This is a genomic window from Burkholderia paludis (genome assembly GCF_000732615.1).
GTDB classification, from domain to species: Bacteria; Pseudomonadota; Gammaproteobacteria; order Burkholderiales; family Burkholderiaceae; genus Burkholderia; species Burkholderia paludis.
In genome coordinates this window covers 68,277-91,778 of the sequence record NZ_JPGL01000033.1, presented here as the reverse complement: position 1 = coordinate 91,778, position 23,502 = coordinate 68,277, and the positions used below count along the sequence as shown (strand labels likewise).

Below are 23,502 nucleotides of genomic sequence, written 5' to 3'. Positions count from 1 at the left end.
TGCCAACACAATCTGTGGAGAACCGGACGGCCCCCGGCCGCGGGTGCGGCGGGGGCCGTGCGAAAGTGCATGCGCTGCCACGCCATTGACCGCGCAAGGTCCGCGGATCGAATCCCCTTTTATATCAGCGTGTTATGCATCGAACCGGAAGGATATCCACAGGCTTGCCAACAAAATCTGTGGACAACTTTCAATCGATTGCGTCGCGTCAGTTGAGGATCGGGCCGCCGCCGGCGGCCGCGCGAAGCCCGTGAGAAGGGGCTGCCCGATGTCTGAGTCGGCGCGTTAATTCGTGCGCGATCAATGGCTTAGGCCCCGGGTACCCAGGATATCCACATCCTTGCCAACACTTTCTGTGGACAAGGCGGGGGTGTCATTCGGCCGGCGCCGAGTCGGCCGCCTGGGCCGCGATCCAGTCGCGAAACAGCGTCATCGCCGGCGTGAGCGGTTTCGACTTCAGCGAGGTGAGCCAGTAGCCGCCGGTGTGCACGTCGATGTCGAACGGCCGCGCGAGCAGGCCGAGCTGCAGTTCGCGCGCGAACATGCAGGCCGGTGCAAGCGCGACGCCCGTGCCCTGCATCGCGGCCTCGGCCATCAGCCGCGACGAATCGAACACGGGCCCGTTGACCGCCCAGGGGGCGAGCTGCGCGGCGTCGAACCAGCCGAGCCATTCGTCGGTGCGGTACGAGCGCAGCAGCGTTTCCCCGGCGAGATCGGCCGGTTGCGCGAGGCGCCGCGCGATTTCCGGCGCGCACAGCGCGGAGAGCGGCGCATCGAACAGGCGCTCGTTGCGGGTGCCCGGCCAGTTGCCTTCGCCGAAACGGATGGCGAAGTCGAGGCCTTCGGCGGCAAGGTCGACGACGTTGTTGTTGGTCCGCAGCCGCAGCTCGACGAACGGGTGGGTATCGCCGAACTGCTTCAAGCGCGGCATTAGCCAGCCTATGGCAAACGTGCCGACGACGCCGAGCGTCAGCACTTCACGGAAACGCCCGCCTTCGAACTGCTTGAGCACCGTTTCGATGCGGCTGAACGCATCGCTCAGCACCGGCAGCAGCGCGCGTCCCTCGTCGGTGAGCCCGAGGCCGCGCGGCAGCCGCGTAAACAGCGTGCAGCCGAGGCGCTCCTCGAGCGAGCGCACCTGCTGGCTGACCGCCGCCTGGGTCACGCTCAGTTCGAGGCCGGCGCGCGTGAAGTTCAGGTGGCGCGCCGACGATTCGAACGCGCGCAACGCATTGAGCGGAAGATGAGGGCGGAGCTTGGTCATAAGAATTTCTTTTGTCAGCGCTCAATTATCGTTGCTTGTCAGGCAACCGTAAAGTCCCGATAGTGCTGTCTCGTCGGCCGGGTGTATTCGACACCGCTGCGCCTCCATTCCACCACGAGACAACCGACATGACTCATTCATCGCAACGTCGAACCCTGTTGCTGGCCGCCGTGACGGCGCCGTTCGTCCTGACCGTCGCCGCGTGCGCGTCGCGGCAGTCCGCCGTACCGGGCACGCAGGACGAGGCGCGCACGGCAGCCGCGGCGGCGGCGGCCGCCGCCGTGGCCCCCGCGGCTGCCGCGCAGTTGCTTGCCGACCTCGAACGCGACGCGGGCGGCCGTCTCGGCGTGTGCGCGATCGATGTCGCGAGCGGCCGGCAGGCGGCGTATCGCGCCGACGAACGCTTCCCGTTCTGCAGTACGTTCAAGACGCTGCTGAGCGGGGCGGTGCTTGCGCAGAGCGTCGAGCGTCCGGCGTTGCTGCAGCAGCGCGTGACCTACGGCAAGGCCGACCTCGTCAACTATTCGCCGGTGACGGAGCAGCATGTCGGCACGGGCATGACGGTTGCCGCGCTGTGCGAAGCCGCGCTCCAGCACAGCGACAACTCGGCCGCGAACCTGCTGATGAAGCTGCTCGGCGGCCCGTCCGCCGTGACCGCCTACGCGCGTTCGATCGGCGACGACGTGTTCCGCCTCGATCGATGGGAAACCGAACTGAATACCGCGCTGCCGGGCGACCTGCGTGACACGACGACGCCGGCCGCGATGGTCGCGAGCGTCCGCGCGCTGATGCTCGGCGATGCGTTGCCGGCCGCGCAGCGCGCGCAGCTCGTCGCGTGGATGCGCGGCAACCAGGTCGGCGGCAAGCGGTTCCGCGCGGGCGTGCCGGCCGGATGGACGGTCGCCGACAAGACGGGCACCGGCGACTACGGGACGACGAACGACGTCGGCGTCGTGTGGTCGCCGTCGCGCGCGCCGGCGGTGCTGGTCGTGTACTACACGCAGGCGGGCGCCGATGCGCGGCCGAAGGAGGACGTGATCGCGTCGGCCGCGCGCATCGTGATCCAGGCGTTCGGTTGAGCGACGCGCCACCGCGCGGCGTGCCCGGGGTCGTGCACGGGCAGGTCGTGCCGCAGTCGTGATCCACGCGTCGAAACGTTGCGCGATCAACGACTTAGGTCACACATGCCCAGGATATCCACATCCTTGCCAACACAATGTGTGGACAAGCCCGCGTGCGGCCCCGCCCGGTGCGGCGCGGGCCGCCGTGCCGCGTTTGAGGCGGCGTGGACAAAGTCTTTCGGATCAAGCGCTTGGCCGCGGTATGCGCAGGCTGTCCACATGCTTGCCAACAGAATCTGTGGACAAGCCGGTTCGCCCGCTCGGAAGGCGGCCCGCCTCGCGGCGACGCGATGCACGAGCGGCGCCGTGCCGGCCGCGTGACGCATTCGAGGCGATGCGGACAAAGTCTTTCGGATCAAGTGCTTGGTCGTGCTATGCGCAGGCTATCCACATGCTTGCCAACACAATCTGTGGACAAGCCCGCGCGGCCGCGATGGCGATGCTCAGGGCTGCCGATCGTCGACCCTGGGCCAGCGCGCGAAGGCGAACACCCACAACATGACGAAGTTCAGGACCGGGACGAACATCGTCAGGATCCACCAGCCCGAATGCCCGGTGCGCCGGACGATGCGGATGTACGGATAGATGACGACAACGACGAGCACGAGCGAGACGAGCACCTGCCACGCGGTGAAGTGTTCCATGGCTTTCCTCGGAGTGATGTTTGGTGGTGCGGAGCCGGCGCAACGGCCGGCCCGTCGGGGCGACGCGCGAGGCCCGGAAGGCGCGGCCGCGTGCGGCTCGCATGATCTTGAAGCGCGACGAGTGCGGCCGTCAAGGCGCGGGCGATACGGCGGCGGTCGCGCCGGTTCGTCCGTCATCGCGCACGCACGCGCCGGGCGGTGCCGAAACGGTGGCGCGGCGCAGGTACCGTAGTCCGATCAACGGGTTAGCGCAGGCATGCTCAGGATATCCACAAGCTTGCCAACACAATCTGTGGGTAAGTGCGTGACGGCCGGCACCGTGGCGTCGTGAGGCGAAGTGCGGCGAAGCAGTGCGCGGCGCGGCGCTGGCCCCGTCCCTGTCTGCATCACGCGTGCCAAAGTCCATCGGATCAAGGGCTTAGCGTCGCGGTGCGCAGGATATCCACAAGCTTGCCAACATTTTCTGTGGAGAAGTCGGGGGTGCGACCGGCGTGCCGGACTTCGGCGATTGCCTCACGATGCCCGATTCGCACATGCCCTCACGCGGTGCAAACCCCGGCTACGCCGACTTTCCGGAACAGGTGCGGGCTCGCGACGGCGGACGACGGATAGGCCGACAGCTTGGCGACGAATTCCGGGTGCGTGAAGGCCGCGCGAAACGCGGCCGTCGATTCCCAGATCGCGTAGTTCAGGTAAGTCGGGCTGTCGCCGAGCGCGCGATGCAGTTGCGTCGAGATGAATCCTGGTTGCCGTTTCATGAATTCGGCATCGTCCTTCCACACGGCGAGGAAGTCCGCTTCGTCCGCGGGGGCCAGGGTGAACAGGTTGACGAGGACGACGGGCTCCGCGTCGAGGGCGAGCTGTTGCTGGATCGGAAAGGCCGGATCCATCGGCGTGAATCGGGGCATGGGAACACCTCCTGTGGTGGGTGACGGGGCAATCGGGCGCTCACGCCGGCGTATCGGCGCCGTGAGCGCGGGACATTGCCGACAGAACGCGAATGGCGGCATCCAGGTCGGCCGAAGTGAAGTCGCCGGCGATATCGCGGACATGCTGTTGCCAATGCCCGACCACGGCCCGATAGGCCGCGTCGCCGCGCGGCGTCAGCGCGTACAGCGGGGAGCGCTTGTGCGCGGGGTTGGGCAGCGACCGGATCAGCCCTTCGTCGGTCAGCACGTTGGTCTGCTTCAGCACCGCCTGCCGCGTGATGCCCATCGCATCCGCGATCTGCGGGATGGTCGGCGCTTCCGGCGCCATCGAGATGGCGCCCAGCACCTGCCAGCGCGCGCTGGTCAGGCCGTGCGGCCCGGAAAAGGCATTGCCCCATTCGATCAGCTGCCCGTTCAACCGGAATACGGACAGTGCGACCGTGGTCAATTTCTCGGACTTCGTCATCGGCGGGAAAGTCAACAAGTTGAATCGCTGACCATTCTGCCAATTTGACAACTAGTTGTCAAATTGGTTGGGAGGGCGGTGCGATCGCACCCGTCGCCGTCGCCGCGTTTTCCGTTTCGCCGATATCGCGGCACAATGCCGGACCGGAAGAGGGCGTTCGATGCTCGTCGAGCGCATACCGACCGATCCGCACGGGTGCAGCGAGGTCGCAAGGCATGACAAGACAGTTGACTCAGGGGGAGTACCGACAGGAATCCTTATCCGCCAAACACGGAATTCAGACCGGCCACGACTCCAGCCAGTACGCAAAGGCCCGCCAGCGCTGCCAGCATGTCGATCATGATCTTTCTCTGCCCGCGCTTGCCAAGAATCAGCGCGAGCCCGAGCGTGAGCACCACGGGCAGGATGAGTGCATCGTCGCTAAAGGGATAGTAACGAGTTTGGTCCAGCAGGATTGCCAGTGGCAGGGACAGTACGGCCCCACCAACGAAACTGATGAGGGCAGTCGCGGCACCGGGCCCTCGCAAGGAGATCCCGCTCAAGAATTGCCTGACCTGGGAGTACCGCCGTGGATGAAATCTGAACATGGTTGTCGCTCTGTGCCGATCAATACCCGTGCGTGTCCCGGCCTCGATCGTTATTGGCAGGACTTGCCTAGAACGCGATGGAAACCCTTCGCCGTTGCATCCGCTTCGGGCATACGGGCCCCCGGCTTCGTCTTGCCGTAGTACTTGTCACCCGGGCAGTGGCGGGCCTTCGTCCGGTGTTCACCCATACCTGGGCGCGGTCGCCAGCGACCCTTGCTGCCGCGGTGGCTGAAGCCACCGACAACGCACTTGCCGATTTCGCCTGGGTGGCTGCTGCGACGACTGGCGCGCCGGCATTGATTCCCTGACCGCTGCCGACGCGCTCCCGTACCGCGTCTCGACACCCTTGTGGCCTGAACAGGCGCGGCTTTTCGATACGCCCGAATGCGTGCCGCCCTTGCGGAGATTGGTCGTGCCGGCTGGCGTGCCCGACGGGGCATGCGCATGAGACACGGCCGAGGCGAGCGGCGCCGCTGCTTCAATGGCTGAGGCAGGGTGCTTTTTCGTCCGTCTTTTGGGCCCGCGGTGACAGTTGGCTGGCCGCCCGCCATCGACCAGCCCTCCCGACGTGCTTAGTGGCGATCCGTCGTATGGTGGTGGTGACGATGGTGATGATGGATATCGGCCGCGCTCGCGGCACCCGCAAACGCAAAGGCGATAGCTGCAACGACGGTCATTTTCAGCAGTTTCATGGCAAAGGTCTCCGGCAGGTTGATCAGTCGGACACGAACTCGTGTCCGACTGATCAACGATCCATTGCCATCCGTCGTTGACGAAAAATGGCCGCTTGATATTTGTTGTCAATCTACGCCGTTGGAGGCGGCTCGATGCGCGCGCGGATGAAGAGGAAAACTGACCATGCCTCATTTTCACGGGCATCAAGAAGTTTGATCTTTTTTTGACTTTTCATTGTGCAAGGGCAATCAGGTCCGATCTGCGGATCGCCGCCGTTGAAGCCCCGGAAGGCTATGTTCTTCGTCAGGCGTTACGTGTTGACGTGGGTGAGTAACGGATGCCTTCCGTTGGCTCGGGTTCGGTGCCCGCTGCCCGGTCGTCGGACGGACCACGTCTGCCGATCGGGTGAGTCGAGTTGCATCGGAGTTACTTGCTCACCGTCGCCGTGATCGAATCGCTCCAATCTGCTCTGCATATCGAATCAATCTGATATCCGGGCGCAAGACACGAAGCCGTCGGCACTGGCCGCGTCGATCGTGAGGGCGTCGCTCGCGAACGGCAAGGACGACCGGCGCATGCACTTGCGGGCGCGCATCGTCGAGCACGTCGGCGGCGAGGATGACGTGCATCACCGATGCGGCCGACATGATCCGCGCCGGAATCGACCGCCCACCGACCACCGGAACGACGCAAAGCCGACCGCCGAGTTCGCGCGCAAATGGCCGGGCAGCGTGAACAGGGATGCCGATCGTGTCGCGGCGCAGCGCCGACCGGTGCGCGCGGGGCCGGTGATACCATGGGCGACCGGTTCCCGTTCTCATCAAGATGGCCGCCAATTTCGACGAACTCGCGTCCCGGATCCGGACGCAATTTTCCGCGCTGAGCCCGCAATTCCAGGCGGGCGCGGCCTTCCTGCTCGATCATCCCGACGAAGTCGCCACATCGTCGATGCGCAAGGTCGCGCAGCGCGCGCAGGTGCAGCCCGCATCGCTCGTGCGCCTCGCACAGCAATTCGGTTTCCCCGGCTGGAACGAGCTGCGCGACCTGTGCGTCGCGCGCGTGCGCACGCGCCCCGAGCCGCTCACGCAGCGGGCGCGCTCGCTCGTGCGGCCCGACGCCCGGGCGACGCTCGCGCACGACCTGCTCGCCGCGCAGCAGCACAACCTGTCGGCCACCGCCGCGCAGAACGGGCACGCGCTCGCGGAGGCGGCGAAGCTGATCCGCAAGGCGTCGCACGTGCACGTCGCGGGGTTCCGCTCGTGCTATCCGGTCGCCTTCGGGTTCGTGTACGCCTACCGGCTGTTCCGTCCGACCGTGTCGCTGCTCAACGGCGTTGCCGGCTCGCTCGAAATGGAGCTGCGGACGATCGCGAAGCAGAGCGTGACCGTGGTCGTCAGCTTCGCGCCGTATTCGGCGGAAGCGACGCGCGTCGCGCAGGCCGCGAAGGCGCAGGGCAGCCGGATCGTCGCGATCACCGACAGCGCGGTGGCGCCGATCGCGCTGCACGCGGATGCGCAACTGATCTTCACGCACGACAGCCCGTCGTTCTTCCCGTCGCTGGTGGCCGCGCATGCGATGGCCGAGGCGCTGGTCGCGCAGTTGCTGGCACTCGAGGGCAACGATGCGATCGCCGCGCTCGAGCGCACGGAAGCGGAGCTGCACGCGAAGGGCGCCTACGTCGTGTGACGGGGCGCGTCGCGCCTCGATCCGCCTTCATTCACGATTCAACGAGACTCTACCGATGACGTTCACATACGAGGTGACCGACGCGGGCGACGCGAACGTCCGCAAGCAGATTGTCGCGCCGCTCGTCCGGTTCAACGAAAGCCGGGCCGGCTCGAACGATTTCCGCCCGCTGGCCGTGCTCGCGACCGACGATACCGGCGCGGTGGTCGGCGGCCTGTGGGGCAGCACGGCATACGGCTGGCTGCATGTCGACCTGCTGGTGGTGCCGGAGGCCGCGCGCGGCCAGGGCGCCGGCACGCGCATCATGGATCTGGCCGAGCGGGAAGCCGTCGCGCGCGGCTGTCACGGCGCGTGGCTCGACACGTTCGATTTCCAGGCACGGCCGTTCTACGAGAAGCGCGGCTACGTGCGCTTCGGCGAGCTGGCGGACTATCCGGTCGGGCACGCGCGCATTTTCCTGACGAAGAAGCTGGCGGGATGAGCGGCGGCAGGGCGCGGTTGACGGTGGCGCCGGTTGTCGCCTAGGATGTCGGTCAGCGATGCAGGTCGCTTCCGGGTCCGCGGAAAGGGTTGAACCCACCTGTCGCAGCAAACCCGGTTTTCCCCATCCTTTGTGCTGGCGGTATTGCGGACCTTCGGCCATCAACGCACGAGGATTCGCATGAAACAGCTGCCTTCCGGGGCTCATCCCGATCATCTGAAAAAGCAGGCCAAGGATTTATTGCGCCTGTACCGGCAGCGCGACGCCGAAGCGATCGCGCGCTTCATCCGGTTTCTTCCCGCCGCCGCAAACCGCACGCCGCACGACGTGATCGCGCTCGACCTGCGCCTGCACGACGCGCAGTCCTGCGTGGCGCGCGAGTACGGTTTCGCGTCGTGGGCCGATCTCGGCGCCTTCGTCGAGGCGAACGCCGCCGCGCAACACGAACGCACCGAATTGATCCGCCGCTGGCTCGGCCTCGCGTACGGCGGCGACGTCACCGGCCGCTTCGACCCGGCGCGGCCGCGCGTCGCCGTGCAACTGCTGCAGGCGCACCCCGAACTCGTCGCGGCCGATCCCTACGTGGCGTGCGCGGCGGGGGATCTCGACGCCGTGTCGCGCGTCACGGCCGCCGATCCGGCATGGGTCTCCCGCGCCGGCGGCGCGCTGAAGCTGCCGGCGCTCGTCGCCGTCACGCATTCGCGCCTCGGGCAGCTTCCCGGGTTTGCCGAGCGGCTGCGCGCCTGCGCGCGGCATCTGCTCGAGGCCGGCGCCGATCCGAACCAGCGGATCGGCAACCGCTTCCCGCCCGCGTCGCTCGCGGCGCCCGACGAGTCGGGCCCGCTGTCGGCGCTCTACGGCGCCGCCGGCGTCAACCGCGATCCGGTCCTCACCGGCATGCTGCTGGCCGCCGGCGCGGACCCGAACGACGGCGAATCGCTGTATCACTCGCTGGAAAATCCGGCCTGCACACGCTTGCTGCTCGAGCACGGCGCGCGCGTCGGCGGAACCAACGCGCTGCGGCGCGCGCTCGACATGCAGGAGGCGGACGCGCTCGAACTGTTGCTCGCGCATGGCGGCGATCCCGACGAGCCGGCCGGGCCGGGCCCGACCGAAACGTGGGGCGCGCCGCTGCTGCGGGCGATCGCGGTGCGCCGCTCGGCGCGCCATATCGCCACGCTGCTCGCGGCCGGCGCCGACCCGCGTGCGCGCACGGCCGCCGGCGTCAGCGCATACCGCCTGGCGATGCAGGCCGGGCTGTCCGAGGTTGCCGAATTGTTGCGCGCGGCCGGCGCGGACGAGCCGCTCGGGCCGGAGGACACGTTCGTGGCGGCCTGCGCGCGAGGCGACGCGATCGAGGCGCGGCGCATCCAGGCCGCGCATCCCGGATTGCCGGCTTCGCTGCCCGCGGATCGGCTGCGGCTGCTGCCGGACGCCGCCGCGTGGGGTTCCGCCGACTCGGTGCGCTCCATGGTCGAACTGGGCTGGCCGGTCGCGGTACGCGGCGGCGACTGGGATGCCAGCGCGCTGAATCACGCGGTGATGCGCGGCGACGCGGCGTTGACGGCGTTCCTGCTGGCGCACGGCGCGAGCTGGCGCGAAACGCAGGGCTTCGGCAGCGACGTGCTCGGCACGCTGTCATGGGCGTCGGTCAACGAACCGGATACGGCCGGCCAGCCCGACTGGGTCGCCTGTGCGCGAGCGCTGATGGCGCACGGCCTGCCGGACGCGGTGCGCGATCCGGCGGACCCGGAGCGGCTGCGGATCGACGGCCGGTCGATGCGGTTCTCCGATGCAGTCAGCGAGGCGCTGTCGACAGCCGGGGGCGAACGGCCCTGAGCCGGCTAGCCGCGGCGACGGCCCGCGCGTCGCGGCCCGGGCATGGCGTGCCGGGCGCGACGCGTCGTCAGCCGTCCGCGTTGTCGGCGTTGCCGGCGTTGCCGGCGTTGCCGGTCTTGCCGGCGCGCGGTCGCCGCGCCGGCGTCGCCGGCCGCGCCTGTGACAGGTAGCCGTCGACCAGCGCAAGCAGCTCGGCTCTCAGGACCGGCGACGCAAGCTGGTTTTGCCGCGCCGCTTCGTGAACCGCGCCGGACAGCGCGCCGGCGAGCACCTGTCCGCCGATGCGCTTCGTACTCCCGGATGCGTCCGGCACATTCACGCGAAACAGCGTGTCGTAGCGCTGCCGGCATGCCACGTCGAAATGGTCGCGCGCCGGCTGCGAATCGCCCCCGCGCGGGCTTTCTTCCATCAACACCCGGTGCGCGGCCGGATAGCGGCTGTGCACCGCGATCATCCCGTCCACGAGGTCGGCGACGCGCTGCATGCGCGTCCGGTCGGGATTCGATGCGGCGTCCAGCACCGCCAGCACGTCGTCGAAGTGGCGCTGGCGCACCGCGTCGATCAGCGCGAGCTTGTCCGGGAAGTACTGGTACAGCGAGCCGATGCTGACGCCCGCGGCTTCGGCCACCCGGTTCGTCGTCAGCCCCGACCAGCCGCGCTCGCCCAGAATGTGAGCCGCCGCGTCGAGCAAGGCGTCGGTCGTCGCGCGGGAACGCGCCTGCTGCGGGGCTTTGCGCATCGCGCCGGATGCTCGGGGAATGCGAGTAGCCATGGTTCGGCTCCGATGAGAATATGAGCAATATGCTCGCATCTTGGCCGGCCGTCCAGCCGGTGGCGGGCCGTGGCCGAAACATTCCGGAGAAACACGCGATGGAGCACTGCGAACCCGGCGACGCCTCGCGGCGGCGCGACCTGCCGGTTTATCTCGGCCTGCGTTTCCTGACCGAAGCCGCGGCGCTCGCGTTGTCCGTCGCGATCGGCTGGACGGTGTATGACGTCTCGAAGTCGCCGTTGTCGCTCGGCATCGTCGGCATCGTGCAGTTCATCCCGATCGTGTTGCTCACGCTGCCGGCCGGCGAGCTGTGCGATCGCCTGTCGCCGCGTCCGCTCGTCGTCGCGAGCCTCGCGCTGCAATGCGCGTGCGCGCTTGCATTCCTCGCGATGACGCGGTTTCCGTCGACGGGGCTGGCGGCGCGCTACGGCGTGCTGCTGATGCTCGGGGTGGCCCGCGCGCTGGCCGGCCCCGCCGAGCAGGCGCTGCTGCCGTTGCTCGTGCAGCCGGCGCAACTGCCGCGCGCTGTCGCGCTGGGCTCCACCGCCTGGCAGAGCGCGGCGATCCTCGGGCCCGCGCTGGGCGGCCTGGCCTTTGCGGCGGGGGCGGCCACCGCCTATCTCGCCAGCGCGGTCGCGTTTCTGGTCGCGATGCTCGGCGCGATGACGCTGCGCGGGCGGCCGCTGCCCGCGCCCGAGGGCGCGTGGGGCGCGTGGGGCGACGGCGTGCAGCGCGTGCTGGAAGGGCTCCGGTTCGTGCGCGGCCAGCCGGTCATACTGGGCGCGATGTCGCTGGATCTGCTGGCGGTGCTCGTCGGCGGCGCGACGGCGCTGCTGCCGGTGTATGCGCAGGACATCCTGAAAGTCGGGCCGTTCGGCCTCGGCATGCTGCGCAGCGCGCCCGCCGCCGGCGCGTGCGTGGTCGGGCTCGTGCTGGCGCGTCATCCGCCGGAGCGCGGCGCGGGGCCGAAGCTGTTCGCCGCCGTGATGGCCTTCGGCGCGGCTACCGCGATCTTCGCGCTGTCGCGGTCGTTCGTCGTGTCGCTGGCGGCACTCGCGGCGGCCGGCGCGAGCGACATGGTCAGCGTCAACATCCGCGCGTCGCTGATCCAGCTGGCCACGCCGGACGCGATGCGCGGGCGGGTGTCGGCGGTCGCCGCGTTGTTCATCGGCACGTCGAGCGAGCTGGGCGCGTTCGAGACGGGGCTGACCGCCGCGCTGCTGGGCAGCGTGCCCGCGGTCGCGCTCGGCGGCATCGGCACGATCGTCGCGGCGGCGCTCTGGATGGCGGTGTTTCCCGGCATCATGAAGGTCGATCGCCTTCATCCGGACCCGGGCTGACGCGGGCCGCGGAGCACGGCCGCATCCGGCGCGGGAGCGCCGCCGCCGCATCGCCGCCCGCGCGCGGTGTTGGGCGGCGATATTTGGGCCGCGACTGAAACGTCGTCGCCAGTCACGCGCGTAAGCTCATGCGTTGATTCATTGATCCATTCCGGGAGTTCGACATGACCTATTCAGAATTGCAGTCCAGCCACGCCCATGCGTTCCGCGCCATGCATGCCCGCCCGGGCGCATTCATCATCCCGAATCCGTGGGACGCCGGCACCGCGCGCCTGCTGGCGATGGCCGGCTTCGAGGCGCTCGCGACCACGAGCGCCGGCTACGCCTTCTCGAAAGGGCAGCCCGACTACGCGATCGACCGCGACGCGATACTCGATCACATCGTCGAGGTCGTGTCGGCCGGCGGCCTGCCTGTCAGCGCCGATCTCGAGAACGGCTTCGGCGACGCGCCCGACACGGTGGCCGAAACGATCCGGCTGGCAGCCGAGGCCGGGGCGGTCGGCGGCTCGATCGAGGATGCGACGGGCCGCACCGCCGCGCCGATCTACGCGCGCGAAGCGGCGGTCGAGCGCATCGCGGCGGCTGTCGACGCGGCGCGCGCGCTGCCGTTTCCGTTCACGCTGACCGCGCGCTGCGAAAACTACCTGCACGGCCGCCACGACCTCGCCGACACGATCGACCGGCTCGTCGCCTATCGCGACGCCGGCGCCGACGTGCTGTATGCGCCGGGCATCACCGATCCCGACGAGATCGCGGCGGTGACGCAGGCGGTCGGTGCGCCCGTCAATGTCGTGATGGGGCTGCAGGGCGGGTTGCTGAGCCTCGATGCGCTGGCGGCGCTCGGCGTGAAGCGCGTCAGCGTCGGCGGCGCGCTGGCGCGGACCGCGCTCGGCGCGTTCCTGCGCGCCGCGAAGGAGATGGTGCAGGACGGCACGTTCACGTTCACGCAGGCAGCCGTGCCGGGGCGGGATATCAACCGGTGGCTGGCCGGATTCGATAATTCGGCGAATTTGTTCGGGGAATGAGCGTAAATAAACCGTGGGATCGTTCCCACGTGAAACTTTAATTGACAATAATCAACCGATATCACGTCCGAATTAAACATCGGTGACGATGCAAAATACATCGTCTATTCTCCGCATTCCGCCCGGGGCCGGCAGGCAATCCGCCCCGAATCCGGCGGCCGGGGGCCCGCCGCGCGTGTCGATGACACACATTGTTTCATTTTTACGGCCAGAATGTTTTGTACGCAGGAGTTGCGGGCCGGTTTTTTGATTGATAATCTGCGGCACGTTCGAATGAACGGTCGGTGGGCCGCCTGGAATATCGATATATAAAAATGCTGAGAGTGCGATGACGATCCGAGAAAATCACCGTGTCGGGTTTCGCGTAGGCGACGTCGTGACGCTGAAGACGGGCGGTCCGCGCATGACCGTCACCTATGCCGGGCCGGTCGTGTTCGACGACGGCGACTGGCTGATCTGCCAGTGGTTCGACGAAAGTGGCGAATTCCGCCAGGAAATGTTTCATCACGACACCGTGGTGCCCGAGCCGCGCGCGATTTCGGCCGGGCGCGTCCGGATGCGCATGCAGTCGCATCGCTACCGCTCGGCGGCCTGACCCGCCGCTTGCGGCGAGGTAGCGGCGCAGCGGCCTTGCGCGCCGCAAGCGCAGCGACATTTCATGCCGGCCCGAAACATGCGGCGGCGCGCGGCGCCGATACTGGCCGCATGAACCCGATCGATCCCATTGCCGCGGTCACGCACCGCGATCCCTATCCCTACTATGCGGCGCTCGTCGACGGGCCGCCACTCGCGTTCGACGCCACGCTCGGTACGTGGGTCGCGAGCCGGGCGGCGACCGTGACGGCCGTGCTCGGCCATCCGGCCTGCCGCGTGCGCCCGCTCGACGCGCCCGTGCCGCCCGCGCTGCGCGGTACGACGGCCGGCGCGCTGTTCGGCGCACTGGTGCGCATGAACGACGGCGCGTTGCGACACGACGTGCCGAAGCAGGCGTTGCGCATGGCGCTCGCGCCGATCGACGCGGCGGCGCTGCGCGAGCGCGCCGCGCAGCTTGCCGCACGGCGGTTGCCGACGCCGGGCGATGCCGGTGCGCTCAATACGTGGTGCATGACGATGCCGGTCTGCGCGGTCGCCGATTTGCTCGGCTTCGATGCGACGCAGCTCGACGACATCGCGGCGCGGGTCGTCGAGTTCGTCGCCGCGCTGTCGCCGTTGTCGGACGCGGCGGCGCTGGCCCGCGCGAGCGACGCCGCGCGGTATCTGCTCGACCGGATGACGGAGCACGTCGCGCGGACGCATGCGCGCGACGGCACGCTCGTCGCGGCCGTGCAGCAGGCGGCCCGCGCGTTGGGCTGGCAGGCGAGCGGCGACCAGGTGGCGAACCTGGTCGGGCTGTTGTCGCAGACCTGCGAAGCGACGGCCGCATGGCTCGGCAACGTGCTGGTGGCGTGGTGCGGGGAAGCGCGCGGCGCGCCGGACGATGCCGCGCTCGATGCGTTCGTTGCCGAAGTGGGGCGTTTCGATGCGCCGGTGCAGAACACGCGCCGCTTCGTCGCGGCGCGCACGACGATCGAGGGCGTGACCCTCGACGCCGGCGATGCGATCCTGGTCGTGCTCGCCGCGGCGAACCGCGACCCGGCGGTGCATCGCGATCCGCACCGGCTGATGCCCGGTCGCGCGGCCGGGCCGAATTTCGGCTTCGGCACGGGGCCGCATGCCTGCCCGGGCGAGCGGATCGCGCGGGCGGTGACGGCGGGGGCGTTCGCGGCGTGGTGGCGTGCGGGCGGCGCGCCGCCGCGCGAAGGGCTGGCGTGGCACTACCGCGCATCGACCAACGTCAGGATGCCGACGTTCGACGCGGCCCGATGATCCGGGCCTGGCAACGCGGGGCCGGGTTTAACGGCAGCCTTGTTTCTCCGCCCATTGTTCCTGGGCGACCATGCGGCGCTGCACGCGCTCGACGAGACCCGTCGAGAAGGTCCGCATGCTGGTGCCGCGGCGCTTGGCGAGGATCGTCTGCGCGACATCGGGGCGCGGGTTCGGCTGGCATGCCCAGTACAGCGTCATCAGCCAGCCGATGCCGGTCCACGCGAACAGCGCGTTGAACATCGCGATCATCAGCTTGTCGTGCCGGCCGCGCCGGTCGGCGATGACCGCCGGCAGAAAATAGACCGCGGTCGCGGCCACCGAACCGGCCACTTGAATCAGGACTCCGCTCTGCATGTTGCTGCTCCATCCGAACTGCAATGGAGCCGATTGTCGCGCTTTTTCCGTTTGCGTGCAGGCCGAGCCTCGGCAATTGATTGTTGCGTTTTCGGTGACGATCAGCCGGCCGCGGCTTCCGCCGGCTGCACTTCGTTGCTCAACGCGAAACCTTCGTCGAGCCAGCCCGTCACGCCGCCGATCATCAGCTTGACCGGCCGGCCGAGCCGCGCGAGCTGGATCGCCGCCCGCGCGGCGCCGTTGCAGTGCGGGCCGGCGCAGTAGACGACGAACAGCGTGTCGGCCGGATAGACGGCAAGCTTGCTCTCGATGAGCTTGCGGCGCGGCAGGTTGCGCGCGCCGGGCACGTGGCCGGCGGCGAACTGGTCGGGGCCGCGCACGTCGAGCAGCACGAAATCGGGCGCCCCGGTCGCGAGTGCGTCGTGCACGTCCCAGCAATCGGTCTCGAATCGGAGCGACGCCTCGAAATGCGCGAGGGCGGCGGGGCTGTCGGCGGCGGGGAAATCGGTGACGCAGGACATGGGCAGGTTCTCCTGAAGGATGGCGCGATGCGCGGTGGAATGAGGGGCAGTATCGCGGTTCGGCGCGGTTCGCGGCAGTGGCGTGATCGACAAGTTCCGGTAACATCGCGCCATGCACAATCATCTCGTCGTCGCGCTCGCCTACGATCGCCTCTGCACCTTCGAATTCGGCTGCGTGGTCGAACTGTTCGCGCTCGAGCGCCCCGAACTCGGGGTCGACTGGTATCGCTTCGCGGTCTGCGCGGGCGAGCCGGGGCCCGTGCGCGCGGCGGGCGGCATCACGGTCGCCGCGCCGTACCGGCTCGCCACGCTCGATCGCGCGGACACCATCGTGATTCCCGGCTGGCGCGATCCCGACGAGCCGCCGCCGGAGCCGTTGCTGAAGAAACTGCGGGCCGCCCATCGCCGCGGCGCGCGGCTTTGCTCGATCTGCTCGGGCGTATTCGTGCTGGCGGCGGCCGGCGTGCTCGACGGCCTCACGGTCACGACCCACTGGCGCTATGCGGAGAAGCTGCAGGCGCGCTACCCGGCGCTGCGCGTGAATCCCGATGCGCTTTACGTCGATGAAGGGCAGATCGTCACGTCGGCCGGGTCGGCGGCGGGGCTCGACATGCTGCTGCATCTCGTGCGCCGCGATCACGGCGGCGCGATCGCGAACCGTGTCGCGCAGCGCCTCGTGCTGCCGCCGCATCGCGACGGCGGCCAGGCGCAGTTCGTGCCGCGCCCGGTCGCGCCGGGCGGCACCGACCGGCTCGCGAAGCTGATCGACTGGATGCGCGCCCACGCGGCCGAGCCGCACACGCTCGCGTCGCTCGCCGCGCAGGCCGCGATGAGCCCGCGCACGCTGCAGCGTCAGTTCGCGGATGCGACGGGCATGTCGCCGCTCGCGTGGCTGATCCGGGAACGCGTGAACGTCGCGAAGGACATGCTCGAGGCGCAGCCCGCGCTGCCGCTCGCGCAGGTCGCGGCGCGCGCGGGGTTCGGCTCGGAGGAATCGTTGCGCCGGCATTTCCGGCGCGTCGCGGCGACGAGCCCGGCCGCGTATCGGCGCGAGATGGATCGCGGCGTAAGATCGCAGGACGCCTGAGCGCCGCGCGTGTGCGCGGCGGTGGCTTTCGTACCCGGCGGCGCATCGTCGCCCGGGGCATTCCGGACGAAAGCGGAACAACCATAAACATGACACCCAGAGAGAACCTCGGCTTCGGCTTCATGCGCGATGACAAGCGCGTGTATTTCCAGGGCGATCCGTTGCAGGACCGGGCAGGCAACGTCATCGAAGGCATCGTGATCGACGGTTTCCGGCCGTTGTCCCTGTATCTGGCGACCGACGGCGTGCGCGCGTATGCGTGCACGTACACGTGGATGCGGTTCACCGTGCTCGACGTCGACGGCGCATCGTTCCGGCTGCTGGACGAGTCGCATGCCGTGGACGCCAACCATGTCTATTTCCAGAACCGCAGGCTTGCCGGCGCATCGCCCGCGAGCTTCCGGCTGCTGACCGACGCGTGGGGGCATGACGACCGCTACCTGTATCACTACGGCAAGCGCATGCGCGGTGCGGATCCCGCGACGCTGCGGTGGGTCGGTGCGTATCTGGTCGACGCGCAGCGGGTCTGGTACGGCGGGCGCGAGGTGGAGGGCGCCGATGCGGCGAGCTTCGTCAGCGCGGAAGAAGTCGGGCAGGACGTGGCGACCGACCGCATGCGGCCGTACAGTTACGGTGGAGCGGACGATCCCGGCCGGCGCGAGAAGTGGGAGCGCGACTGGTCGCCGTTTTTTGCCGCGCGCCCCGAGCTGCAAGGCTACTGGTGGCACACGCTGGCCGGGCAGGACGAGGCCGGCGCGCCGGCGCGGGAACTCGGTGGCGGATACCGGGTGGCCGGCGGCCAGGTGTATCTGCACGAGCTGCCGCTGCTGGAACCGGATGCCGCGACGGTCCGGTGGCTCGGCGATTCGTTCATCGCCGACCGGTCGCGACTGTATTCGTACGCGGAGTTCCACCAGGGCTCTCTCAAGGGCGGCCCGCTTCCGGGCGATCCGGCCCGGTGGCGGCATCTGGCCGGGCCGTGGTATCAGGCCGGAGACCATTGTTACCGGAAGCAGTGGTACGGGCATGCGGAATCCGCCAGGGTCGACGGAAAGACATTCGAAGTCCTGAACGACACCTATGCGAAAGACCGAAACGGCGTGCTGTGCATGCTGGTGCGCAAACGCGGCATCGATCCCGCGCGGATCGAAGTCGTCGGAGAACACTATCTGCGCGACGGCGACCGGTTGTTTTATTTCGGCAAGGAAGTGAAGGCCAGGTTCGATGCCGCGACCGCCGATTGCATCGGGTACGGCTTTCTGCGCGACGGGCAGGGGCGGTTGCTGCATGGCAACCAGCCGTATCGGCGCGGTGTCGATGGCGCGACGCTCACGTTCCTGTCCGAGTATTTCGCGCGGGACCGCGCACGGGTCTATGTCTATTGCAACGGCAGCGAACTCGTGCCGCTGCCGGGTGTCGATCCTGCCGGTTTTCGTCTCGAGCAGCCCGAGACGGGCACGGACGGCGCCCGCCCCTATGTCTATCAGGCGTGGCTGGCTGCGTGGCGCGAACGGGACCGGTCGCCGATGCCCGAGTACGTGCCGCCGGATCATCACGCGCCTGAAGCACGCGCGCGGGTTGCTGCCGGGCCGGCGCCAGACTCGGTATCGGCCCATGCCTTCCGGCCGTTACCGCATGACGGGCCGGCTGCGCCCCGCCATGCGCGCGTACTCGAATGGGCCCGCGACGAGGCGGGCGGCTTGTGCCTCGTCGTGGCCGGCGAGGGCTTCTGCGACATCTGGGATCTTGCGCGGCGACGGGTTGCCGCGTCGTTCGAGCTGCCGCGACCGTTCGTGCAGGGCGACGCTGCGACTGCCGCAGACCGGCTGCGCAACATGCTGGCAAGTGCGTCGGTCGACGCTGCACTGTCGACGCTCGTCGTCGTGTACTGGGACAACCCGGTGCTCTACCGGATCGACGTCGCGAGCGGTGCCGTGAACGTGGGCTGGCAAGCCGAAAGCCGGTATGACAGCCCGGAACGGGTGTATTTGTCGCCTGACGCGCGCAAAGCCTGGGTGCGTGTCCGCAACCGGCTCTGTCTCGTGCCGCTCGCCACCGGCGGCCCGCTTGAGGTGCTCGACTACGACGTGGCGGACCAGCGTTACAAGGACGCACCGTTCGCGGTGAGCGCCGACGGGCGTCGCCATGCGTTCGCGCGGAATGCGGCGTTGACGGTGCGCACCGACGGCGAGGTCGATCGCGAATCGCGGGGAGCGGACAACGGCCATCCGTGTGCGTTTTCGGACGACGGCACGCGCGTGCTGACGCGCGGTGCCGGATGCGTATTGCGCGAGTTCGATGCCGGCAGCGGCGAGCGGCTCGCGTTGCATCGCGGCGGTTGGTGCGAGCGCACGTGGTTCAAGAGCCTGGCCGGCTGGATCGACGGGCGTCCGGTGTTCGCCGGTGTGCCCGTGGGCGGACGCGGCGAGGTCGATATCTGGGATGTGCTCGACGACCGGCTGCTGTTGCGCATCGAGGCCGAGGCGCGCCTGCCTGAACCGGACGCGGGCTGACGCGGTTGCGGCGCGGCGTGTCGTCGTGCGTGGAACGCAGGCCCGACATTGCCGAAAGTCGCGGTGCCGGCGTCGCGATCGCGCCGTGATGCGGCGAGCGCGCGGGCATGCCCAGCGTGGCGGGCGTGACGCGGCTTGCCGCGCACGGCGGCCGGCCGCCGCGGCAACCGGCCGACCGACCGGCCGCGCCGCGGCTAGTGCACGCTCAGCGCGTGCGGGTGTCGTGCGCGGGTTGCCGGATGCACGCGATGCGGTACACGCCGTCCTCGACCTCGACGCCGTGCGTGTCGTGCGTGAAGCCGGGGAAACGCAGGTCGTATTGCTCGAGCGCCTTCAGGTAGCCGAGCAGCGGGCCGTCGGCCGGCCCCGCGTTCTCGCCGGGCATCAGCAGCGGAATGCCCGGCGGATACGGCACGACGCCCGTCGCGACCGTGCGGCCTTCCATTTCCGCGAGCTCCAGCATCTCGATGTCGTTGTGCACGAGATGCTCGAACGCCTCGGCCGGGCTGTAATCGGGCTTCGGCAGCGTCGAGAAGCCGCGCGACATCATCTCGGTCGTCCTCAGGTCGCTCATCGCGCTGAACATCAGGTCGCACAGGTCGCGCAGGCCGAGCTTGCCGTAGCGCTCCGGATAGCGCGCGACGAGTTCGGGCAGCGCCTGTTCGAGCGGCGCGTTCGCGTCGTAGTCGCGCTTGAAGTCGAGCAGCGTGTTGACGAGCGTGCCCCACTTGCCCTTCGTCACGCCGAGCGAGAACAGGAACAGGATCGTGAAGTCGGTCGTCTTCTCGACGACGATCCCGTGCCGGTCGAGATACGCGGTGACGACCGACGCCGGGATGCCGACCGGCATCAGCCCGCCGTGGTGCGCCACGCCCGGCGTGACGATCGACACCTTGATCGGGTCGAGCATGCAATAGTCGTCCTCGATATCGCCGAAGCCGTGCCACGTGTCGCCCGGATGCAGCACCCAGCACGACGGATCGGTGGCGAGCAGCGTCTCGTCGGCCTCATGGAAGCGCACGCGGCGGCCCGTCTTGCGGTCGACGACGCTGTCCGGCTGCCAGCCGTTGAAGAACCAGTCGTTGTTCTCCGCGCATTCGGTATGCAGGCGCGCGAGCATCTGGCGGAACGCGACGGCCTCGCGGATCGCGTCGGTCGTCAGCGCCTCGCCGCCGGGGCCGTCCATCATCGCGGCGCTCACGTCGTTGGACGCGATGATCGCGTAGTTCGGCGACGTCGACGCATGCATCATGTACGCCTCGTTGAAGCGCGCGTGCTCGATCGGGTTGCGGCCGTCGCGGACGTGGATGAACGACGCCTGCGACAGTGCGGCGAGCAGCTTGTGCGTGGACTGCGTCGCGAACACGGTCGGCTTGCTCGCGTCGTGCTGCGCCGGGTCGCCGTGCATCGCGTGACGGTCGCGGTAGATCGGGTTGAAGCGCGCATAGCCGTACCACGCCTCGTCGAAATGCAGCCGGTCGACGCTCTGCCCGAGCAGCGCCTCGACGCGCGCGACGTTGTAGCAGAGGCCGTCGTAGGTCGAATTGGTGATCAGCGCGTGCACCGGTGTCGGGTCGATGCCGTCGCGGCCGCGCACGAGCGGGTTCGCGTCGATCGCGAGGCGCACGGCGGCGGCCGTCAGCCGTTCGGGCATGATCGGCCCGATGATCCCGTAATGGTTGCGCGACGGAACCAGGTAGGTCGGAATCGCGCCGGACATCGTCATCGCGTGCTCGGCCGACTTGTGGCAGTTGCGGTCGCACAGCGCGACCTGGTTGCGCGTGACGCTCGCCATCAGGATCACGCGGTTCGACATCGACGAGCCGTTCGTCACGTGATACGTGCGATGCGCGCCGAACACGCGCGCCGCGTAGCGTTCGCTCTCGCCGATCGGGCCCGAGTGGTCGAGCAGCGAGCCGAGCTCGCCGACCGAGATCGACAGGTCGGAGCGGAACAGCGCCTCGCCGAAGAATTCGAAGTACGCGCGGCCGACCGGCGATTTCAGGAACGCGGTGCCGCCGGTGTGGCCGGGCGTATGCCACGAGTATTCGTACACGCGCGAGAACTGCGCGAGCGCGCGGAACATCGGCGGCAGCACGGTTTCGCGGTAGCGCTCGATCGCGGCGACGATCCGGCCGCCGATGAACGCGGTGGTGTCCTCCAGCATCCAGATGAAGTCGTCGGCCTTGCGCATCGCGTCGACGGGGATCGCCGACGCGCTCGCACGGCTCGCGAGCAGGAACACGGGCACCGTCGCGTTGCGCGCGCGCATCGCGTCGAGCACGGCCTGCGCGGGCGCGTGGCTGGCGTCGTTGTCGAGTTCCCAGTTGAGCAGCAGGCACTGGATCGCCGGATCGGCGGCGACGACCGCGCATGCGTCGTCGGCCGACGTCGCGATCACGACGTCGACGAGCCGCGTGCGCAGCTCCTCGGCGAGCGCCGTCGCGGCGCGCCCGGTGGCGGTGCGTTCATCGATGTCGTGCTGCACGAGCAGCGCCTTCATGCCGAGGCGGCGGAACGCCGGTTGGGTCAAGGAAGCGGTCATGTGTCATTCCCCCGTTTGCTGGGTTGCTTGGACGCCCGCGCTGGCCGGCGAGCGTGCGTGAAGGCCGTCGGCCTGATGGCGGCCCACGGAGATCCAGAAGGTCGCGGCAAGCGCGGCGATGGTGACGGCGAGCGCGAGGTAGCGCACCCAGCGCGGCGAGCGGCCGCCCGGATGGATGTGGGTTTCCTCGATCTCGCGCTGGCGGTTGATCGACAGCTCGTAGAAGACGATGGTCGCGACCACGAAGATCAGCGACCAGCGGGTCTGCTGGCCGTCGGAGCCGACCATCGCCCACAGCGCGTAGACGGCGCCGATCAGTCCGACGATCGTGTAGAACGTGAACTGGTGCGACGGCATCTTGCCGTAGCCGAGCACCTTGATCGCGATGCACGAGTAGATGTACGGCAGCAGCGTCATGATCACGGCGATCGACGCGATCTTGCCGAACTGCTCGCTCGCGCTCGGCGACATCGTCGCGAGCACCTGCACCGACATGATCAGCGCGACGATCGCGAGGCCGGCCGACGGCACGTTCTTCGAGTTGACGCGCGCGAACACGCCGGCGAACAGGCCGTCGTCGGCGGCCGCCTTCGCGGTCTGGCCGACCAGCAGGGTCCAGCCCGCGAGCGAGCCGAGGCAGCCGAGCGCCGCGCACAGCGCGACCGCGTTCGCGGCCGTATCGCCGAGCGCGAGGCGCGCGGCATCCGCGAACGGCGCGCTCGAAGCGAGCAGCGCCTTGTTCGGGATCATCCCCATGATCACGGTCGAGCTGAGCACGTAGCAGACGGCCGCGAGCACGACCCCGCCGACGGTCGCGATCGGCACGTTGCGCGACGGGTTCTCGACGACGCCGGCCGATACCGACGCACTCTCGACGCCGATGAACGCCCACAGCGTGAAGTTCAGCGTCGCGCCGATCGCGCTGAAGCTGTTGGTGCCCGACACGTTCCAGCCGGCGAAATACACGTCCTTGCTGAACCAGAACCAGCCGAACACGGCCATCCCGAGGATCGGCACCAGCGCGAAGATCGTCGTGACCGACTGCACGCGGCCCACGACGTTCGGCCCGAGGATGTTCGCGTACGTGAACAGCCAGATCACGAAGATCTGCGCGAGCGCGAACACGAGCGGATCCTTCAGCACCGGGAAGAAGTGCGTCAGGTAGCCGAGGCCGGCGACCGCGAGCCCGACGTTGCCGAGCACGTTCGCCAGCCAGTAGATCAGGTTGGTCTGGTAGCCCATGTACGGGCCGAACGACTTGCGCGCATACGCGTACGGGCCGCCGGCGGCCGGGTCGATCGCGGCGAGCTTCGCGAACACGAGCGCGAGCGACACAGCGCCGACGACGGTGATCAGCCAGCCGAAGATCGCGATGCCGCCGGTGGCGGCGAGGTTCGCGGGCAGCATGAAGACGCCTGAGCCCATCATGTTGCCCGCGACCATCAGCGTGGCGGGGATGACGCCGATTTTCGGCGCGGAAACCGCTGCCGGCGCGGCGGCCGGGCGGGAGGAGGATGGGCTGGCATCGGACATGCGACGCTCCTTGAGAAGACGTGTTGCGATCGAGGTGGCGCGGCCGGGCGCCGCTCGACGATGCCGGTACGGCTCGTCGTTTTATTCAGCGCGTTCATGTTATCGCTTCGACGATTTCGAATAAGGGTAAACGCGGGTATTTAATAACTTGAATATTGATGAATGTCATTGAAACCGGAGGATTGGCGTTTGAATGCAGGCTGAATGGCCGGCGCGGCAAGGCTGGCAGGGGTATGCCGACGCCGGTGCGGCAG

Annotated in this window: 20 protein-coding genes; 10 read left to right on the top strand and 10 right to left on the bottom strand. The window is 68.7% G+C overall.

Translation table 11 applies throughout. The features are described 5' to 3' along the window. Positions 1 to 373 precede the first annotated feature (373 nt). Positions 374 to 1,264: a beta-lactamase transcriptional regulator PenR gene (gene penR, locus GQ56_RS0121460; protein WP_031400585.1), complete on the bottom strand. Its 891-nt coding sequence runs from the start codon at positions 1,262 to 1,264 to the stop codon at positions 374 to 376. 128 nt (positions 1,265 to 1,392) lie between these two features. On the opposite strand from penR, the gene blaPEN-bcc reads away from it, so the two are divergent. Beyond that, positions 1,393 to 2,343, top strand: a complete 951-nt coding sequence (gene blaPEN-bcc / locus GQ56_RS0121455) for a PEN family class A beta-lactamase, Bcc-type (protein ID WP_031400584.1) — start codon at positions 1,393 to 1,395, stop codon at positions 2,341 to 2,343. A gap of 485 nt (positions 2,344 to 2,828) precedes the next feature. On the opposite strand, the gene GQ56_RS0121450 is transcribed toward blaPEN-bcc, so the two are convergent. The 4 genes from GQ56_RS0121450 to GQ56_RS0121435 form a co-directional block, all read right to left on the bottom strand. Further along, the gene (locus tag GQ56_RS0121450) at positions 2,829 to 3,029 is read right to left on the bottom strand and encodes a DUF805 domain-containing protein (RefSeq protein WP_031400583.1); all 201 of its coding nucleotides are present in this window, start codon (positions 3,027 to 3,029) and stop codon (positions 2,829 to 2,831) included. Positions 3,030 to 3,568: 539 nt separating this feature from the next. Then, positions 3,569 to 3,937 (bottom strand): antibiotic biosynthesis monooxygenase family protein, encoded by a 369-nt coding sequence (locus GQ56_RS0121445; RefSeq protein ID WP_031400582.1) that lies wholly within the window; start codon positions 3,935 to 3,937, stop codon positions 3,569 to 3,571. Positions 3,938 to 3,977: 40 nt separating this feature from the next. Beyond that, positions 3,978 to 4,424, bottom strand: coding sequence for a MarR family winged helix-turn-helix transcriptional regulator (locus GQ56_RS0121440; protein WP_031400581.1), 447 nt, complete (start codon positions 4,422 to 4,424; stop codon positions 3,978 to 3,980). 257 nt (positions 4,425 to 4,681) lie between these two features. Next, positions 4,682 to 4,966, bottom strand: coding sequence for a hypothetical protein (locus tag GQ56_RS0121435; RefSeq protein ID WP_152601811.1), 285 nt, complete (start codon positions 4,964 to 4,966; stop codon positions 4,682 to 4,684). Positions 4,967 to 6,511: 1,545 nt separating this feature from the next. Here GQ56_RS0121435 and GQ56_RS0121430 point away from each other — a divergent pair. The 3 genes from GQ56_RS0121430 (at position 6,512) to GQ56_RS0121420 (ending at position 9,692) form a co-directional block, all read left to right on the top strand. Beyond that, positions 6,512 to 7,372 (top strand): MurR/RpiR family transcriptional regulator, encoded by an 861-nt coding sequence (locus GQ56_RS0121430; protein ID WP_031400579.1) that lies wholly within the window; start codon positions 6,512 to 6,514, stop codon positions 7,370 to 7,372. Between the two features lie 55 nt (positions 7,373 to 7,427). Beyond that, positions 7,428 to 7,853 (top strand): GNAT family N-acetyltransferase, encoded by a 426-nt coding sequence (locus GQ56_RS0121425; protein WP_031400578.1) that lies wholly within the window; start codon positions 7,428 to 7,430, stop codon positions 7,851 to 7,853. 180 nt (positions 7,854 to 8,033) lie between these two features. Further along, positions 8,034 to 9,692, top strand: coding sequence for an ankyrin repeat domain-containing protein (locus GQ56_RS0121420; RefSeq protein ID WP_031400577.1), 1,659 nt, complete (start codon positions 8,034 to 8,036; stop codon positions 9,690 to 9,692). Between the two features lie 67 nt (positions 9,693 to 9,759). On the opposite strand, the gene GQ56_RS0121415 is transcribed toward GQ56_RS0121420, so the two are convergent. Further along, positions 9,760 to 10,431 carry a TetR/AcrR family transcriptional regulator gene (locus GQ56_RS0121415; RefSeq protein ID WP_052007286.1) on the bottom strand — a complete coding sequence of 224 codons (672 nt, stop codon included), beginning with the start codon at positions 10,429 to 10,431 and terminating at the stop codon, positions 9,760 to 9,762. 131 nt (positions 10,432 to 10,562) lie between these two features. On the opposite strand from GQ56_RS0121415, the gene GQ56_RS0121410 reads away from it, so the two are divergent. The 4 genes from GQ56_RS0121410 (at position 10,563) to GQ56_RS0121395 (ending at position 14,695) form a co-directional block, all read left to right on the top strand. Beyond that, complete coding sequence (locus tag GQ56_RS0121410; protein WP_043301537.1) at positions 10,563 to 11,804, top strand: MFS transporter; 1,242 nt, start codon at positions 10,563 to 10,565, stop codon at positions 11,802 to 11,804. Positions 11,805 to 11,968: 164 nt separating this feature from the next. Then, the gene (locus tag GQ56_RS0121405) at positions 11,969 to 12,829 is read left to right on the top strand and encodes an isocitrate lyase/PEP mutase family protein (protein ID WP_031400574.1); all 861 of its coding nucleotides are present in this window, start codon (positions 11,969 to 11,971) and stop codon (positions 12,827 to 12,829) included. Positions 12,830 to 13,157: 328 nt separating this feature from the next. After that, positions 13,158 to 13,424 carry a YodC family protein gene (locus GQ56_RS0121400; protein WP_031400573.1) on the top strand — a complete coding sequence of 89 codons (267 nt, stop codon included), beginning with the start codon at positions 13,158 to 13,160 and terminating at the stop codon, positions 13,422 to 13,424. Positions 13,425 to 13,534: 110 nt separating this feature from the next. Then, positions 13,535 to 14,695 carry a cytochrome P450 gene (locus GQ56_RS0121395; RefSeq protein WP_031400572.1) on the top strand — a complete coding sequence of 387 codons (1,161 nt, stop codon included), beginning with the start codon at positions 13,535 to 13,537 and terminating at the stop codon, positions 14,693 to 14,695. 27 nt (positions 14,696 to 14,722) lie between these two features. On the opposite strand, the gene GQ56_RS0121390 is transcribed toward GQ56_RS0121395, so the two are convergent. Together GQ56_RS0121390 and GQ56_RS0121385 are read right to left on the bottom strand one after the other, a co-directional pair. Beyond that, the gene (locus tag GQ56_RS0121390; protein ID WP_031400571.1) at positions 14,723 to 15,049 is read right to left on the bottom strand and encodes a superinfection immunity protein; all 327 of its coding nucleotides are present in this window, start codon (positions 15,047 to 15,049) and stop codon (positions 14,723 to 14,725) included. Between the two features lie 101 nt (positions 15,050 to 15,150). Continuing rightward, the gene (locus GQ56_RS0121385; RefSeq protein WP_031400570.1) at positions 15,151 to 15,570 is read right to left on the bottom strand and encodes a rhodanese-like domain-containing protein; all 420 of its coding nucleotides are present in this window, start codon (positions 15,568 to 15,570) and stop codon (positions 15,151 to 15,153) included. A 112-nt stretch (positions 15,571 to 15,682) separates the two neighbouring features. On the opposite strand from GQ56_RS0121385, the gene ftrA reads away from it, so the two are divergent. Next, positions 15,683 to 16,657 (top strand): transcriptional regulator FtrA, encoded by a 975-nt coding sequence (gene ftrA, locus GQ56_RS0121380; RefSeq protein ID WP_031400569.1) that lies wholly within the window; start codon positions 15,683 to 15,685, stop codon positions 16,655 to 16,657. Between the two features lie 89 nt (positions 16,658 to 16,746). Further along, a complete protein-coding gene (locus GQ56_RS0121375) occupies positions 16,747 to 19,170 on the top strand; it encodes a DKNYY domain-containing protein (RefSeq protein WP_081894938.1) in 2,424 nt (807 codons plus the stop codon). A gap of 205 nt (positions 19,171 to 19,375) precedes the next feature. Here GQ56_RS0121375 and GQ56_RS0121370 read toward each other — a convergent pair whose 3' ends face one another. Together GQ56_RS0121370 and adiC are read right to left on the bottom strand one after the other, a co-directional pair. Continuing rightward, entirely contained in the window at positions 19,376 to 21,715 is a 2,340-nt protein-coding gene (locus GQ56_RS0121370; RefSeq protein WP_031400567.1) for an Orn/Lys/Arg family decarboxylase, read from the bottom strand. Between the two features lie 3 nt (positions 21,716 to 21,718). Further along, a complete protein-coding gene (gene adiC, locus GQ56_RS39455) occupies positions 21,719 to 23,248 on the bottom strand; it encodes an arginine/agmatine antiporter (protein ID WP_034199250.1) in 1,530 nt (509 codons plus the stop codon). Positions 23,249 to 23,502 lie beyond the last annotated feature (254 nt).

Bases quoted from the DNA above. Each gene is read 5' to 3' on its own strand.
- penR (WP_031400585.1), bottom strand. From the start codon at position 1,264: ATGACCAAGCTCCGCCCTCATCTTCCGCTCAATGCGTTGCGCGCGTTC.
- blaPEN-bcc (WP_031400584.1), top strand. From the start codon at position 1,393: ATGACTCATTCATCGCAACGTCGAACCCTGTTGCTGGCCGCCGTGACG.
- GQ56_RS0121450 (WP_031400583.1), bottom strand. From the start codon at position 3,029: ATGGAACACTTCACCGCGTGGCAGGTGCTCGTCTCGCTCGTGCTCGTC.
- GQ56_RS0121445 (WP_031400582.1), bottom strand. From the start codon at position 3,937: ATGCCCCGATTCACGCCGATGGATCCGGCCTTTCCGATCCAGCAACAG.
- GQ56_RS0121440 (WP_031400581.1), bottom strand. From the start codon at position 4,424: ATGACGAAGTCCGAGAAATTGACCACGGTCGCACTGTCCGTATTCCGG.
- GQ56_RS0121430 (WP_031400579.1), top strand. From the start codon at position 6,512: ATGGCCGCCAATTTCGACGAACTCGCGTCCCGGATCCGGACGCAATTT.
- GQ56_RS0121425 (WP_031400578.1), top strand. From the start codon at position 7,428: ATGACGTTCACATACGAGGTGACCGACGCGGGCGACGCGAACGTCCGC.
- GQ56_RS0121420 (WP_031400577.1), top strand. From the start codon at position 8,034: ATGAAACAGCTGCCTTCCGGGGCTCATCCCGATCATCTGAAAAAGCAG.
- GQ56_RS0121415 (WP_052007286.1), bottom strand. From the start codon at position 10,431: ATGCGCAAAGCCCCGCAGCAGGCGCGTTCCCGCGCGACGACCGACGCC.
- GQ56_RS0121410 (WP_043301537.1), top strand. From the start codon at position 10,563: ATGGAGCACTGCGAACCCGGCGACGCCTCGCGGCGGCGCGACCTGCCG.
- GQ56_RS0121405 (WP_031400574.1), top strand. From the start codon at position 11,969: ATGACCTATTCAGAATTGCAGTCCAGCCACGCCCATGCGTTCCGCGCC.
- GQ56_RS0121400 (WP_031400573.1), top strand. From the start codon at position 13,158: ATGACGATCCGAGAAAATCACCGTGTCGGGTTTCGCGTAGGCGACGTC.
- GQ56_RS0121395 (WP_031400572.1), top strand. From the start codon at position 13,535: ATGAACCCGATCGATCCCATTGCCGCGGTCACGCACCGCGATCCCTAT.
- GQ56_RS0121390 (WP_031400571.1), bottom strand. From the start codon at position 15,049: ATGCAGAGCGGAGTCCTGATTCAAGTGGCCGGTTCGGTGGCCGCGACC.
- GQ56_RS0121385 (WP_031400570.1), bottom strand. From the start codon at position 15,570: ATGTCCTGCGTCACCGATTTCCCCGCCGCCGACAGCCCCGCCGCCCTC.
- ftrA (WP_031400569.1), top strand. From the start codon at position 15,683: ATGCACAATCATCTCGTCGTCGCGCTCGCCTACGATCGCCTCTGCACC.
- GQ56_RS0121375 (WP_081894938.1), top strand. From the start codon at position 16,747: ATGACACCCAGAGAGAACCTCGGCTTCGGCTTCATGCGCGATGACAAG.
- GQ56_RS0121370 (WP_031400567.1), bottom strand. From the start codon at position 21,715: ATGACCGCTTCCTTGACCCAACCGGCGTTCCGCCGCCTCGGCATGAAG.
- adiC (WP_034199250.1), bottom strand. From the start codon at position 23,248: ATGTCCGATGCCAGCCCATCCTCCTCCCGCCCGGCCGCCGCGCCGGCA.